We start from the raw sequence: 14,239 nt of genomic DNA, 5'->3' as shown, positions 1-14,239 counted from the left end.
ATGCCAAGGCGATTCACAATGGGGGAAAATACTTTGAAGAAACTTTGGCAGACGATTCTCGGGGGATCGGCGGTCACCGCGATTGCATTGGTTGGCATGTTGCCGGCTCAGGCAGCGCCCGGCGATGTGGCTGTTCCGGACAGCAATCTTAGAAGCTGCATGAACGTCGCCTTGGGACAGGCCCCCGATGCAGTCATCACTGAAACACAAGCGGGATCCTTCACCGGTGTACTCAGTTGTGCTACCCGCGGCATCACGTTGCTCACAGGGCTTGAAGCATTCACCTCAGTGAACGAAGTTGATCTCCGCGGCAACAATTTTCAGGACCTATCTGCCTTGGCTGGGTTGACGGAGCTTACCGTCCTGCAGCTGTCAGAAAACGACATTGTCAACATTTCTGCGCTGGCAGGTCTTGGCAAACTCCAGACTCTGGGCCTGAATTACAACAACGTCGTGGACATTGCTGCTGTGGCAGGCATGCCCAATCTGGCGGACTTGGGACTGTTTGGGAACAATGTTGTTTCCGTGGAACCTTTGAAGCTCCTGACGAGCCTCAAGCATGTTGACCTCTACGAAAATGACGTTGCGGATGTCTCGGATCTGAGCGGCTTGGCCAATCTCACCTTTCTGCGCCTGTCCAATAACAAGGTCACGGACATTTCCGGCTTGGCGGGTCTTGCCAACGTGGAAGACCTGCTGCTGTCTGAGAATTCGATCACTGACATTTCTCCGCTATCCGGGCTAACCAATTTGGAAGGTCTCTTCTTGTCCGGAAACCATGTGGCAAACGTGGCCCCCTTGGCGAGTCTGAGCAACCTTGAAACGCTGGACATAGTGGACCAGATGGCCGTTCTGCCCGCCATTTATGTGGGCGCAAACCAGGAATCGCCGATTAAGAGCACTGATGGCACCACCATCATCCCTGTCTCCACCACGGCCCAGGTCAACGCACAGACCGGGGCGTGGAGATTTCCCCAGGCTGGCAGCAACGAGCTGACATGGGCCGTCAACGTTGGCATCGCCGGCAAACAGTTCAGCTTCGCCGGAACGATTCAGCAGCAGTCCCTGCCCTCCGGGCTGGTGGTGACGGCTCCGCAGGACAAGTCCATAGCAGCTGGCGCTGATACCAGCTTCTCTTCCACGGCAACATCTGCCGTCGGCACAAACAGTGTTGTGTGGGAGTCAAGCACTGACGATGGAGACACCTGGCTGGTAGTTCCGGGAGCCACCACCGCCGTGCTCTCCATTGCTGACGCGGGCGTGGAACTGACAGGCACCTTGTACCGGGCCACCTATACCAATAGTGCTGACGGGGCCGTTGTGAGCAGCCTCCCTGCAAGGTTAACTGTCACGGCGCCCACAGTGGAACCCACAGTGGTTCCGACACTGCTGTCAACGACGAGTGCCTCAACTCCGTCCGCGGCACCCTCAACGACTGCCACCGCGGCCGCTGCGCCGCTTGCCACCACGGGCGCCAATTCGCCGTTGATGGTTGCAGGAGGAAGTCTGGTCCTTCTGGCACTTGGAATGGTTTTGTTGTCCGCCAGACGCCGAACCAACAACCGCACACACTAAACTTATTTGGCCCGGGCTATCTGCCCGGGCCAAATTTTATGGTTCAGTTGACGCTTAGGCTGTGTGTGCCGCCACGGCTGCGGCCAATTCCTCCGCCATCATGTCCATGTTGATGGCCACGGCGGCATTGGCGCCGCCCTGGGCCGCAGCCAAAACGGTGGCCTTCATGTCCGTGACATTGCCGGCCGCCCATACGCCGGGAATGGCCGTCAGCCCCATTTCATCGGACTCAATGGTCTCGCCGAACGGGTTGGCGGTGGGCACCAGTCCAAGCCCGGCCAGGAACCCAGCCCGCGCCACCACCCGCGATTGCACAGTCAGGGCCTGGACCGGGTGCTGGCTGCCGTCGGCCAACTCAACGCTGCTGACGGCGTCGTCCGTGCTGTGAATCCGGGCCACTGAGCCGGTCACCACAGGAATCCCGCGTGCAGCCAGCTGCTCAAGTTCGGCTTCGGATGGCTGGGGTGCGTTGTTCAGGAACAGCGTGACGTTGGCCGACCACTGGCGGAACAACAATGCCTGATGGGCAGCAAATGTACCGTTCCCGATGACACCGATGGCTTGGTCCTGAATTTCCCAACCGTGGCAGTAGGGGCAGTGCGCCAAGTCCTTGCCCCACCGTTCGCTCAGCCCGGCAATGTCCGGAAGCTCATCCACCAATCCCGTGGTGACCAGAACACGCTTGGCCTCAAAGCTTGCGCCGCTCTCCAGGGAAACGCAGTAGCCAGCATCCGTCCGATCGGCACTGACAACCGTGCCGTCCTCAACGCGCACATCGTAGGGTGCCAGGTCAGCGCGTCCCAGCCGGGTCAGCTCGAGGGGAGCAACGCCGTCGCGCGTGAGAAAACCATGCACGCCCGCCGCGGGGGCATTGCGGGGCTGGCCGCAGTCGATCACTGTCACCGAACGGCGTGAGCGGCCCAGCAGGAGTGCCGCGCTGAGTCCGGCTGCGCCGCCGCCAATAATAATTACGTCTTGCATGGTGTCCGCCTTTTGCTGGATGTCGTTGTCCCTCAATCCTGCGCCGAATCGATCCGGAGTGGCAATCTTTGTTGCCGAAGTGGCAAACTCAGTCCATGAGTGAAGAAACTGAGGAAGTGCTGTCCGGAGTTGGGCAACGGCTCAAGGCCCTGCGGCTGCAGAGGAACAGAACGTTGGCCGACCTTGCTGAGGACACCGGGATTTCCGTGAGCACGTTGTCGAGGTTGGAAGCAGGATTGCGTCGGCCCAATCTGGAATTGTTGCTGCCGTTGGCGCGGGCCTACGCTGTTCCGCTGGATGAGCTGGTGGGCGCGCCTGCCACGGGGGATCCGCGCATTCACCTGCGGCCCATGAAACGCAACGGGCAAACCATTGTGCCGCTGACCAGGGGCGCCGGCGGTCTGCAGGCGTTTAAGCACTTGCTGCCCGGCGGGACGTCGCTGCCGCAGCCTGAGCCCAAAGTTCATGAGGGGTACGAGTGGATGTACGTGCTCCGCGGCCAGCTGCGGGTGGTGCTGGGGGAGCGCGACTTTGTGTTGAAACAAGGTGAAGCTGCGGAGTTCGATACCCGCACCCCGCACTGGTTTGGCCGCGCATCAACGGACAGCGTTGAATTCCTGACGCTGTTCGGGCCGCAGGGCGAACGCATGCACGTCAAGGCTGCACCGGCGAAATAGCGCCCACGGACGCTGTCGCACTTCAGGTGGGCCGGACCGACGTCGTGCTTGGTATATTGGGCGAAAAGTCTAGGGGACTAACGTGGCGACAATTGTTTTGGTGCACGGGCTGTGGTCCGACGGCACAAGCTGGGCCAAGGTCATCACGGAGTTGCGGGCCATGGGACACAATCCAGTGGCGGCGCAGTTGAGCTTGGAGTCCTTTGGCGACGACGTTGCCTCGGTGCGCCGAACCCTCGCCACAGTTTCCGGCCCAGTCCTTTTGGTCGGCTGGTCCTACGGCGGCGCGGTGGTTGGCGAAGCGGCCCGCGGAACTGACTCCGTGAAAGCGCTGGCTTATATTGCGGCCTTTGCCCCGGCTGAGGGCGAATCCGTCAGTGAGCTGTCCCGGAAGTACCCCGGCAGCCTGATCCCCAAGTATGTGGTGGTGGCGGACGGCCATACCTATATAGCCAGGGAGCATTTTGCTGATGTGATGGGCACCGACATTCCGGCAGAGGCTGTGGCGATTGCTGCGGCCACGCAGCGGATGGTCCGGATAAGCCTGGACGGGACAAAGGTGGGGCCGCCGGCGTGGCAGGACCTGCCCGTTCACTACTTGGTGGCCACCGAGGATCATGCGGTGCCGCCGGTTTTGCAGCGCGAAATGGCTGCCCGCATGGGTGCCACTGTTTCTGAGATCGCATCCGGCCATGCCCCGGTCCTTTCACACCCCCGCGAGGTTGCCGAGTTCCTGGACAGGGCCTGCGCGGCAATGCTGTGAGAGCCGAGCAAGGATTATATGAGGAGGAATTGTATGGATTATGACCTGAATCGATTTGTTGCGGCGCAGTCCCGCGTTTACGACGACGTCAAGGCTGAGTTGGCTGCCGGGCGCAAGACAAGCCACTGGATGTGGTTTGTGTTCCCTCAGGTCGCCGGGCTGGGTTCCAGCGACTATGCCAAGCTGTACGCCATCTCCTCCCTAGCCGAAGCCGTCAGCTACGCGACCCATCCCGTCCTCGGTACCCGGCTCCGCGAATGTGCGCAGTTGGTGCTCAATGTGCCGGGGCTCAGCGCGGTGGAGATCCTGGGAGGTATGGATGCGAAGAAGCTGCAGTCGTCCATGGCCTTGTTTGCAGCAGCGGCGCCGGAGGAGCCCGTCTTCGGCGAAGTCCTCGAGCGGTTTTATGGTGGCATGCCCGACCCGGCAACGGAAGCGATCCTGGCCCAGTGGCGTAGGGTCTGATTCGGCGATGTGCCGGGGACTTGGACGGCCTCCGGACTTGACCCGCAGCGTAGCCTGTAGCCATGACCGCCAACGATGCCGGAACCGTCCCCAGTAGTTATCCAACGCACCACGTGGTGAACCAGCCGCCGCCGCGGGTGGACGTCAACGAGTTTGAGGCGAACATCCCGCTGAGAGAGTACGTGCATTCCATAGGGGAAGCGGGTGCGGCGCAAGAACTTCAGGCGAGTGGCGCCGTCGTCGGCTCTGCGCAGTTTCAGGACGACGCGCGGCTGGCGCACAATTGCCCGCCCACCCTGCACACGCACAGTAAATATGGTCAGCGGATCGACCAGGTGGAATACCACCCGTCCTATCACCGCATCATGTCCCAGGCTGTTGCCGCCGGTGCCCATACGTCGGCCTGGGCCAACCCCGGTGCGGGCGCCAACGCCCTGCGAGCGGCACAATTTATGCTGTTTGCTCAGGTGGAACCCGGCCACGCCTGCCCCATTTCCATGAGCCACGCCGCGGTGGAATCCCTGCGCCAGGCTCCGGAACTGGCGGGGGAGTGGCTGCCCCGGCTCTATTCACGGCAGTATGACCCCGAGCTTAAGGCCGGCAAGGCGGGTGCCTTGTTCGGCATGGCCATGACCGAGAAACAAGGAGGATCGGACGTCCGCGCCAACACCACCCGCGCCGTCCCGGATGGCGAACGGTTCCTGCTCACGGGCCACAAGTGGTTTTGCTCAGCACCCATGTCGGATGCATTCCTGGTCCTGGCCCAGGAAGACGCCGGATTGGGCTGCTTTCTGGTGCCGCGTGTATTGAACGACGGCGCACTGAACACCTTCATGATCCAACGGCTCAAGGACAAGCTGGGCAACAAGTCCAATGCCTCCTCCGAGGTGGAGTTCGCCAACACCCTCGGGTGGCGGATTGGCGATCCCGGGCGTGGGGTGCGGGCCATCATGGGCATGGTGGGCCAAACCCGGTTGGACTGCATTCTGGGCACCGCCGCCGGGATGCGCCAATCTGTGGCCGAGGCCGTGTGGCATGCCCGCCACCGCAGGGCATTTGGCGCCCGGCTCATCGACCAACCCGCCATGAGCAATGTGGTGGCGGACCTGGCCCTTGAATCTGAGGCGGCCACCGCCGTGAGCATGCGCCTGGCACGGGCCTTCGACAACGATGCATCGCCGCAGGAACAGGCGTTCCGGCGCTTGGCCACGGCCGTCACCAAATACTGGGTGTGCAAGCGCGGACCCAACCACGCCTACGAGGCCATGGAATGTTTGGGCGGTAACGGTTATACGGAGGATTTCCCGCTCGCCATGCGGTACCGGGAGCAACCGGTTATGGCCATCTGGGAAGGAACCGGAAATGTGATCGCCTTGGATGTTTTGCGGGCCATGTCCACCGAGCCCGAGTCGGTGGATGCCTTCTTCGCCGAGCTGCGCCTGGCCTCGGGCGTCCACAGGGTCTTTGACGACTTTTCCGCCCAACTCAAGGAACAGCTGGCCCCCATCCGGTCCGCGCCGGCAGATTTTGCGGGCCAGGCCCGGAACATTGTGGAGAAGCTTGCTCTCGCCCTGCAGGCCTCGCTGCTGCTCCGATTTGCCCCGGCCGCGGTGTCCGACGCGTTCATCGTCTCCCGGCTGGGACCCGACCGCGCCTTCAACTACGGCAACCTCCCGGCGTCGTCCGATCTGGCAGTGATCCTGGCCCGGGCCTGAAACAGACAGGAGTGCACGGCAAAACAAAAGGGTGGGTGCCGGAGAAAATCCGGCACCCACCCTTTGTACTTTCCTAGCTGACTAGTGGTTCGCTGAGCGTCGGCGGGTGGCTGCGAACAGCACCCCGCCGCCGATGACCAGCAGCAGTGCAAAGCCGCCGATCAACGTACCGCTGACGCCGGTGCTGGCCAGGCCGCCAGCCGCTGCTGCGGTAGTGCTTGTACCGGCAGCAGTGGTGACGCCCGGCTGCGAGCCGCCCGCGACGGTCAATGCAAGGCTGACTTGCACCGACCTGCCCTCGGCGCTGGTGCCGGCAATGACCACGGTGTGGCTGCCAGCCGGGACGTTGGCCGGCAGTGTGGTGCGCAGCGTAACGGTGCCGTCGTCAGCAACTTTTGCAGCGCCCAGGAGGATGGGGTCGGAGTGCAACGTGAACGATGCGCTGGTTCCGGGCTTGAAATTCCGGCCCGTGATGGTCAGTTCCCCGCCCGGTGTCACAGTTGCAGTGCTCAGGGTGCCCGCCGCGGAGCTTGTAGGCGTGCTCGACGGCGATGCCACCGGCGAGTTACTGGGTTTCGGTGCCGTTGTGGTGGCCGGTGCTGTTGTGGCCGGGGTAGTCGTCGCGGGTGCCGTTGTTGGCGGAACCGTGGTGGCCGGGGCTGTCGTGGCTGGCGCCGTTGTTGCCGGCGTGGTGGGATCCACCTGGCCGATGGCCAGCTGCGAGAAGCCCACGGAGGGGTTGCCCGTGATCTTGTTTCCGAAGAAATCGCGTTCCGGGGCGCCCGGAATGACCTTGCCTGCACCCAAAACGGGCGAGTTGGTGTTCGGCTTGAATACCGAAGCATTGGCCGGAGCATCGGACGGCAATGACAACTGTGGTGCCGTCAGGAGTGAGCTGGTGGCGCCGGGCAGCGGGGTCACATTGTTGAAGAGGTTGTTCGATCCGGTGATGGTTGCCTGACTGGAACTTGCCCAGTAAACCGGCACCGAGGTGTTTTGCCGGGTGAAGATGTTGTTGGTGAAGTTCAGGACGATGGATCCCGGTGCAGCATTGCCGATGGTCTTGACAACGCCATGGTTCGTGACGCCAGCAATGGTGGTTTGCGGAATGAAGATGGTGTTGTTGTAGATCTGGCCGTTCTTGGCGCCGGAATTGCACACCCAGAATGACGTGTAGTGGTCATTCACCGAGAGGTTGTAGCGAATGGTGAAGTCCTTGGCCTCCCCAGGCATGTTGTTGCCGTAGGGACAGATGAGGAAGAATCCGCCTTCATTGTCATGCGAGCGGTTGTACTGGAACAGCATGCCCTGGCTTGAGTGGTCCACATCGTAGGACATGCCATCCAATTGGCTGTGGCCTCGGCTGGTGTCGTTGTGCTGGAAGGTGACGTCAACACTGTTGGCCGACCACATGCCGGCGTTGTAACCGCCCGAGCGCAGGTGGAAGCCTTCAAGGGTGTTGTACTCCACCAACGTGTCCTGGGCCGTCATGGGTGCAATGCCGTCGCCACCAATGCTGCGAAGGACGTTGTTGCGGATCACGGAACCGGTGATGGGGTGCCAGGGAGCGGTGCACAGCTGGCCGCTCCAGAACGCCACCAATTCCGGGCGCATGCACCAGTTGGACCAGAGGTAGATGCCCTCGCGATCCACGTTAACAATGGTGTTGTTTTGGATGAGCAAATCCGGGAACTCTGTTGCCGTTGTGGTGCCAAGGGCTTCCACAACAATTCCACCGGATGCGCCGGAATACTTGCCGGCGGGGAGTGCCCCGCCCATGGTGGAGGGCATCTGGCCGCGGACATCGTGAATGTTCAGGCGCTGCAAGGTGATGCCGTGGCGGTCGCCAGTGTTGGTGGCCTGCACCCAGACGCCGCGGCGGGCGCTCTTGCCGTCGCCCATGGCCGAGAGCTCAAGGTCCTGCACCGTCACGTATTCGGAATCTTTCACCCAGAAGGCCGTCTCATTGCCGTTCGCCTCAATGCGGGCGTTGGCTCCCACACCGTAGGATCCGTAGGTGATGGGGGCTGCTGCGGTGCCGGAATACTGCGCATGTACCTGCCCGACGCAGGACGATCCGCGTTTGAAGGCGACGGCGTCGCCGGGCTTGAGTACTGCCGTCAAGTTCATGTTGCGCACGCCGTCGTAGGGGGAGGCCTTGGTGCCCACACCGTTCGTGGTCGCCGCGCAGTCAACATAGTACGTAGTGGCTGTGCCAACGGTGTCCATGGTGGATGTCAAAAGTGCTGTGTTTGCCCCGTACAAGTTCACCGGATCGCCGGCATCGGCTGCAACAGTGGGTCCGGAGATGGCCAGCAGGCCTGAAGCTGCCAGGGCCAAAGCGGCCAGGGGCACCCCCAATTTAATACCAAATTTCACGCGTTTACCTCTCAAAATAAGCTATGCCCACCCGCAGGCGGACGAACAGGAATTTGAATGTGGTGCGGAAGTGATGATGCATGGGGGCCAGTCATTGCTCAGATAGGAGCGGCACGACGAGGACCCACACCGGTATGATATGGATAACATTCACACGGCCGAGTCGACGATGTCCAGCAGTTGAAGAAGTAAGACGAACTAGCCGAACAAGTCCTTGCGAACGCGCTTCACATGGGCGCGGGCAAGCGTATCGGAGCGTTGGGTGTCACCGGCAAGGATTGCCTGCAGAATGTCCCCGTGTTCCTTGAGCGCAACTTCGGCGCCAGCCTGACCGGCCTCGATCATGCCCAAGCGAATCTTTTGATGGATCTTGTCCAGATGGCTGACCAGGACCGGGTTGCCTGAGGCCCAGGTGATCAGCGCATGGAATTCAAGGTCAAGTTCAATGTGCTCACTCAAATCACCGGCGGCAACAGCCGCTTGGTGGCGCATCAGATTTCGCTGCAGCTGCCCTAATTGTTCGCGGGTGGCGTGTTCTGCCGACAATCCGGCGGCGAGACCCTCAAGGACTTCACGCACTTCGTAGAGGGGCGCCAAATCTTCCACCCGGATGTGGGTTACTGTGGCACCCTTGTTACGTGACTCCTGTGCGAACTCATCCTGCACCAGGCGCAACACTGCCTCGCGGACGGGGCTCCGGCTGACGTTGAACCGCTCGGCAATCGCCGGGACACTCAACCGCTCGCCAGCGGGCAGCGTGTGGTTGAGGATCTCGTCTCGCAATCGGTTGTAAACGGTGTCGGCGACGCGGGCACCTATTGCGGCGTCCTCGGTCATAACCTCACTCATGTGAGCCTCTCGGTATGGGTCGTTTGGCGAAAATCTTCAAGACTGCGAAAATCGGCCGGGCTGGACATGGCGCGGGCAGCAAAGCGGTGGCCCATGAGCAGCTGTTCTGCAACAGTTGCGCCGGAAAGCCGTGAATAGAGGAAACCGGCGGCAAAGGCGTCTCCGGCGCCCACCACCTCAACAACATCCACTGTCGGAGTAGGAACAAAGGAGATGTCTCCTGCACCAAGCCAAGTGGCCCCCTTGGCGCCGTCCTTGATCACCAGTTCTCCGGCATCAGGCACGAATGCTTGGATGTCCGCCGGTGTGGTGCACCCCCAAAGGTCCTGCGCCTCATCCAAGCCCACCAGGACGACGTCGGACTGGTTGGCCAACGCGCGCAGCACCGGACCGGCGGTGCTCGCCTGCCAAAGTCCCGGACGAAAGTTGACGTCAAAGCTGACGGTGATCCCGTGTTCCTTCCCCAAGGTGATGGCTGCCTGGGACAGTGCCAGGCAGGAGGCCGAGAGCGCCGCTGTGATGCCGCTCAAATGCAGCACCTTGGGTGGGTTGTTCGAGCGGCACAGTTCCCGCAGGCCCGCCAGACTGTCGGGCGACAATGTCGAGGCGGCTGAGCCGGCACGGTAGTAGTGGACCGTGGTGCCGGCATTGCTGTGGTTCTTGAAGAAGACGCCTGTGCTGCGCGCGGAGTCCCTGAGTACCAACGAAGTGTTCACCTGATGCCGGGACATATAGTCCACCAGGCGCTCGCCGAAGGGATCAGTCCCTACGGCGCTCAGCCAGCTGACGGGCACGCCTGCGTCGGCCAGATAGAGGGCCACATTGGATTCTGCCCCGGCTATGTGTACGCCGAAGTTTTCACTCCGGCCCAATGGTAGGCCATCCTGTGGCGCCAGAAGGATCATTGCCTCGCCCAGCGTGATGACGTCACTCACGGCGCCTCCTTCAGGTTAATCGCAACGGATGGTGGATGAACTCAAAAACTACTACATGCAATCCTGCGTCATATTCGAACCTTTCCGCAAGGTTTTGTAAACATTACATGCAATATGTCCATATTACGGGTTAATTTTGCATGATTGCATGCTGAGGATTGACTATTGGTTATGACGCAGGCCACGCCGGTTGGCGTGAACTGTCCCTTTGAAGGAGTGCGTGTGAGCTGGAGTCTTGACCTTCACTTGTGTGAGGTTTCAGTGCGCACGTCGTGGTGTTTTGTTGAAATCAGCGACGGCTCGCACAAAGGTTTGGGTGAGTGCTCCGATGCCGGGACATCGGAGGAGACACTCAAGGCGGCAAAAGTCCTGCTGGATCTGTGCCGCGAGGACCTCCCGCACATAGTCACCTTGGCTGGACTAAGGGCAATGGTGCAGACACTTTCCACCACTGTTATGCAGCAGTCATTGGGGGACCGGCTGTGCTACGCAACAGTTTTGGGCGGCATCGAACAGGCAGTTCTGGACATTCTGGCCAGACGTGCGAGGCTCGGCGTCTGGCAGATCCTGGGTGGCCACGGCCGCAACGCCATGCCCGTCTACGCGAACATCAACAGAATAGTTGGACCACGGGATCCACAGTCCGTGGCAGGATATGCCCGCAGGGCGGTTGACGCTGGCTACACGGCCATCAAATTTGCGCCGTTTGATGTGCCCGCCACCGACGGCACAGCGTTGGAAACCATTGGTTTGGCACGCATGCAGGCCATGCGTGCCGAGGTGGGCCCGGACATTGCCCTGATGGTGGACTGCCACAATAAGCTCAGTCCCGCCCAGTTGGACCGGATCCTGGCTGGCTTGGAGGAGCTGAACATCTTTTGGCTGGAGGACGCGGTGGACGCCGCCGATCTCCACGGCTTGCGCCGGCTCCGGGCCTCAACAAACCTGCGTATCGCAGGCGGCGAATTCCTCTTTGAGGCGGCTCCGGCACAGCCCGGAATAAAGGAAGGCCTCATCGACATCCTGATGCCGGATATCAAGCACACCGGCGGAATCCTGCGCGGGATCCAACTGGCGCGTGACGCCGTGGGGGTGGATATCTCCCCGCACAACCCCTCTGGGCCCGTCAGCACGGCGGCCAGCGCGCACTTCATGGCAGCCTGCCCGCGCGCCACTGTCCTGGAAGTGGCCTTCGGTGAAGTGCCCTGGCGTGGCGAACTGATTTTCAACAAGGAACACATTGAAAATTCCCACCTGCAGCTGCACACCAACGCGGGCTACGGAATCGACCTAAACACCGATCACCCCAGCATGACCCACTTGTTCGACTACACATTTTAGGAGTACGCAATGAACAATTCACTTACTTCCAACGTCAGCCGCCGCGCACTGTTGGGCACCGGCTTGGGTGTTGCTGCCATGGCAGCCCTGTCCGCCTGCGGGCGCAGCGCTGTCAAGGAAAGTTCCGCAGGCGGCAGCAGTGGAGTCAAGGCCGTGATCCTGACACAGAGCTCAGACATCCAGCCGGCCTCCTTCATGGCGCAGAACAATCCGAACTTCTCCCTCATGCGTACGGCGTTCAACACCCTGACGTCCTATGACCGTAAGACGCTTGAGCCGCAGCCGCAGCTGGCCAAGTCCTGGGAATTCTCCAACGAGAACAAAACGCTCACCATGAAGCTGCGCGACGACGTCACCTTCCACAACGGTGAAAAGTTCACCTCAGCCGATGTAGCCGCTGCCATCGACTTCCTGAAATTGGACACCACCTCCAGCCAGGTCAAGCACAATGCCAAGATCATCACCCAGGTTGATGCCAGCGTCCCGGACACAGTGGTCTTCACCCTTGAGCACGGCGTAAGTAACCTCTTTGACATGTTCGAGATGATGTCCATACCGCAAAAGGATTCCATTGCAGACTTGGTGGCAGGCAGGTCCTTCATCGGCACCGGCCCCTTCAAGGTAGACAGCTACAAGCCCGGGCAGGGCCTGAGTCTGAGCAAGAACGAGAAGTACTTCCTGGGTGCTCCCAAGATCGACACCTTTGAGATCCAGATCGTGGCGGAGTCGTCCTCACGGGTCTCCTCTCTGAAGACTGGCGGAAGCCAGATCTCCATGGACCTTGCCCCGCTGGACGCCGTCAGCTTCAAGGGCGATCCCAAGGTGGAGAACACTATCGTGGACACCTATGATTCTGCGTTCTACGTGGCTTCCAACGTGAGCATTGCTCCCCTGGACAACAAGGAGATCCGCAAGGCCATTGCCTACGCGGTTGACCGTGAAGCCATCCTGACCAAGGCCCTCAGCGGCATTGGCCAGGTCAGCTCTCTTCCCTGGTCACAGGGCTCACCAGCCTTTGACCAGGCCAAGGCAGACACCTACAAGCAGGACCTGTCCAAGGCCAAGGCCATGGTTGAAGCGGCCGGCGCTACCGGCCAGGAAGTGAAGATCCATTTCATCGCCACCCAGGCTGGGTTTGCCGCAGTGGCCCAAATCGTCCAGGAAGGCGTCAACGCCACGGGCTTGAAGGCCACCTTGGTGCCCCTGCAGCCCGCTGACTTCCAAAAGGGACTCTCCGGTGAGGGCCTGCCCGGCATGTTTGTTTCCGGCCACGGCTTTGGCCAGCTCAACCCGGCCACGCTGCTCAAGGGTGCATTCCCGTTCAACGCCGGCAAGAACGCTTCGCGCTTCGACAATGCCGACTACAAGGCCCTCGCCGCGGCCGTGTGGCAGAACACCGATCCCGCCAAGGCCCCCGAAATCTACTCCAAGGTCAACGACTTCCTGCTGGACCAGCAGTTTGTCTCCAACCTGGTCTCCAGCGCGCACACATACACCATCTCCACCAAGCTCAAGGGCCTGGACTATACGGAATTGGCGTACCTGAACTTGGACAAAGCGGAACTCGCCTAGTCGCCCGCAGCCACCACCGCTCTGAAAAGCTAGGAAACCATGCTCGCGTACTCCCTGCGACGGATTCCCTCAGGACTCACTATCCTGGCGGTCTCCTCGGTAGTGATCTTCTTTCTGCTCCGGGCCACCGGGGGAGATCCTGCCGCCGTCAAGGCCGGTCCGGACTCTCCCCCGGAGACCATTGCGGCCATCCGGGCCGAACTTGGCTTGGACCGGCCCATCATTGTCCAGTTCTTCGACTGGCTGGCCAGCCTGTTCAACGGCAATCTGGGCAATTCTTTGGTGACCAACGCCCCTATTGGCGAGTTGATTGGCAACGGGCTACAAGCCACGCTGCTGCTGACTCTTGCCGCAACCATCTTGGCGGTAGTCATGGGCGGCACCTTGGGCGTGCTCATGGCAACTGTGCGCAACCGTCCGGTCCAGATTGTTGTCAACGCGGTGACGGGTGTGCTCCTAGCCGTGCCCACCTATGTCAGTGGCGTGCTGTTGATCTTTGTGTTCGCGGTGATCCTGGGCGTGCTTCCCGTGGGTGGCCACGTCGATTTCTTTGACGACCCGGAGATCGCGGTCCAGTACTTACTGCTTCCGGCATTGTGCCTGGCCATGCCTGCCGCCGCAGTGGTGGCCAGGTTCCTGGCTTCCTCAATGCGCCAGGTGATGGATGAGGACTTCATCCGCACCGGCCAGGCCAAGGGCCTGTCCCAGCGCCGCCTGCTGACACACCATATTGTGCCGAACTCGCTGCCACCGGTTTTCACCATTCTGGGCATTGAGATTGGCCAAATGCTGGGCGGCGCCATTGTGGTTGAAGCCATTTTCGCCTGGCCCGGCATTGGCGGCGTCCTGGCCCAGGCGGTCCTGACCCGGGACTACTTCCTCGTCCAGGACATCCTGCTCATTGCCGTGGCCGTGTTTGTCATCATGCAAATCCTGACGGACCTGGCCCATGCCGCAGTCGATTCGCGCGTCCGGTTGGGAGTATGA

12 protein-coding genes are annotated in these 14,239 nt (G+C 61.1%); 8 read left to right on the top strand and 4 right to left on the bottom strand.

Going from position 1 to position 14,239, the window contains the following annotated elements; translation table 11 throughout:
- Positions 1-18 precede the first annotated feature (18 nt).
- On the top strand, positions 19-1,575 hold the full coding sequence (locus CVS28_RS04180; RefSeq protein ID WP_165788061.1) for a leucine-rich repeat domain-containing protein: 1,557 nt from the start codon (positions 19-21) through the stop codon (positions 1,573-1,575).
- Positions 1,576-1,629: 54 nt separating this feature from the next.
- Here CVS28_RS04180 and CVS28_RS04175 read toward each other — a convergent pair whose 3' ends face one another.
- Positions 1,630-2,556 (bottom strand): NAD(P)/FAD-dependent oxidoreductase, encoded by a 927-nt coding sequence (locus CVS28_RS04175; RefSeq protein ID WP_103480917.1) that lies wholly within the window; start codon positions 2,554-2,556, stop codon positions 1,630-1,632.
- A 95-nt stretch (positions 2,557-2,651) separates the two neighbouring features.
- On the opposite strand from CVS28_RS04175, the gene CVS28_RS04170 reads away from it, so the two are divergent.
- From CVS28_RS04170 to CVS28_RS04155, 4 genes are all read left to right on the top strand, one after another.
- On the top strand, positions 2,652-3,233 hold the full coding sequence (locus CVS28_RS04170) for a helix-turn-helix domain-containing protein (RefSeq protein ID WP_103480743.1): 582 nt from the start codon (positions 2,652-2,654) through the stop codon (positions 3,231-3,233).
- An 82-nt stretch (positions 3,234-3,315) separates the two neighbouring features.
- On the top strand, positions 3,316-3,996 hold the full coding sequence (locus CVS28_RS04165; protein WP_103480742.1) for an alpha/beta fold hydrolase: 681 nt from the start codon (positions 3,316-3,318) through the stop codon (positions 3,994-3,996).
- A 33-nt stretch (positions 3,997-4,029) separates the two neighbouring features.
- On the top strand, positions 4,030-4,461 hold the full coding sequence (locus tag CVS28_RS04160; RefSeq protein WP_103480741.1) for a DUF1810 domain-containing protein: 432 nt from the start codon (positions 4,030-4,032) through the stop codon (positions 4,459-4,461).
- A 62-nt stretch (positions 4,462-4,523) separates the two neighbouring features.
- Positions 4,524-6,176: an acyl-CoA dehydrogenase family protein gene (locus CVS28_RS04155; protein WP_103480740.1), complete on the top strand. Its 1,653-nt coding sequence runs from the start codon at positions 4,524-4,526 to the stop codon at positions 6,174-6,176.
- An 81-nt stretch (positions 6,177-6,257) separates the two neighbouring features.
- Here CVS28_RS04155 and CVS28_RS04150 read toward each other — a convergent pair whose 3' ends face one another.
- From CVS28_RS04150 to CVS28_RS04140, 3 genes are all read right to left on the bottom strand, one after another.
- A complete protein-coding gene (locus CVS28_RS04150) occupies positions 6,258-8,555 on the bottom strand; it encodes a right-handed parallel beta-helix repeat-containing protein (RefSeq protein WP_103480739.1) in 2,298 nt (765 codons plus the stop codon).
- A gap of 198 nt (positions 8,556-8,753) precedes the next feature.
- The gene (locus CVS28_RS04145) at positions 8,754-9,404 is read right to left on the bottom strand and encodes a GntR family transcriptional regulator (RefSeq protein ID WP_103480738.1); all 651 of its coding nucleotides are present in this window, start codon (positions 9,402-9,404) and stop codon (positions 8,754-8,756) included.
- Positions 9,401-10,339, bottom strand: coding sequence for a sugar kinase (locus CVS28_RS04140; protein ID WP_207797157.1), 939 nt, complete (start codon positions 10,337-10,339; stop codon positions 9,401-9,403). The genes CVS28_RS04145 and CVS28_RS04140 overlap by 4 nt, the downstream gene beginning before the upstream one ends.
- A gap of 222 nt (positions 10,340-10,561) precedes the next feature.
- On the opposite strand from CVS28_RS04140, the gene CVS28_RS04135 reads away from it, so the two are divergent.
- From CVS28_RS04135 to CVS28_RS04125, 3 genes are read left to right on the top strand one after another with little or no spacing between them, the layout of a single operon-like run.
- Complete coding sequence (locus tag CVS28_RS04135) at positions 10,562-11,680, top strand: mandelate racemase/muconate lactonizing enzyme family protein (protein WP_165788060.1); 1,119 nt, start codon at positions 10,562-10,564, stop codon at positions 11,678-11,680.
- 9 nt (positions 11,681-11,689) lie between these two features.
- Positions 11,690-13,252 (top strand): ABC transporter substrate-binding protein, encoded by a 1,563-nt coding sequence (locus CVS28_RS04130; RefSeq protein WP_103480736.1) that lies wholly within the window; start codon positions 11,690-11,692, stop codon positions 13,250-13,252.
- A gap of 39 nt (positions 13,253-13,291) precedes the next feature.
- A complete protein-coding gene (locus CVS28_RS04125; RefSeq protein WP_103480735.1) occupies positions 13,292-14,239 on the top strand; it encodes an ABC transporter permease in 948 nt (315 codons plus the stop codon).

Origin of the sequence: Arthrobacter glacialis (assembly GCF_002909415.1) — a bacterium.
In the GTDB taxonomy this organism is placed as follows: Bacteria; Actinomycetota; Actinomycetes; order Actinomycetales; family Micrococcaceae; genus Specibacter; species Specibacter glacialis.
This window is presented reverse-complemented; position numbering and strand designations above follow the sequence as displayed.

Excerpts from the sequence above, each read along its gene's own strand:
- CVS28_RS04160 (WP_103480741.1), top strand. The coding sequence starts at position 4,030 with ATGGATTATGACCTGAATCGATTTGTTGCGGCGCAGTCCCGCGTTTAC.
- CVS28_RS04170 (WP_103480743.1), top strand. The coding sequence starts at position 2,652 with ATGAGTGAAGAAACTGAGGAAGTGCTGTCCGGAGTTGGGCAACGGCTC.
- CVS28_RS04130 (WP_103480736.1), top strand. The coding sequence starts at position 11,690 with ATGAACAATTCACTTACTTCCAACGTCAGCCGCCGCGCACTGTTGGGC.
- CVS28_RS04155 (WP_103480740.1), top strand. The coding sequence starts at position 4,524 with ATGACCGCCAACGATGCCGGAACCGTCCCCAGTAGTTATCCAACGCAC.
- CVS28_RS04180 (WP_165788061.1), top strand. The coding sequence starts at position 19 with ATGGGGGAAAATACTTTGAAGAAACTTTGGCAGACGATTCTCGGGGGA.
- CVS28_RS04145 (WP_103480738.1), bottom strand. The coding sequence starts at position 9,404 with ATGAGTGAGGTTATGACCGAGGACGCCGCAATAGGTGCCCGCGTCGCC.
- CVS28_RS04125 (WP_103480735.1), top strand. The coding sequence starts at position 13,292 with ATGCTCGCGTACTCCCTGCGACGGATTCCCTCAGGACTCACTATCCTG.
- CVS28_RS04175 (WP_103480917.1), bottom strand. The coding sequence starts at position 2,556 with ATGCAAGACGTAATTATTATTGGCGGCGGCGCAGCCGGACTCAGCGCG.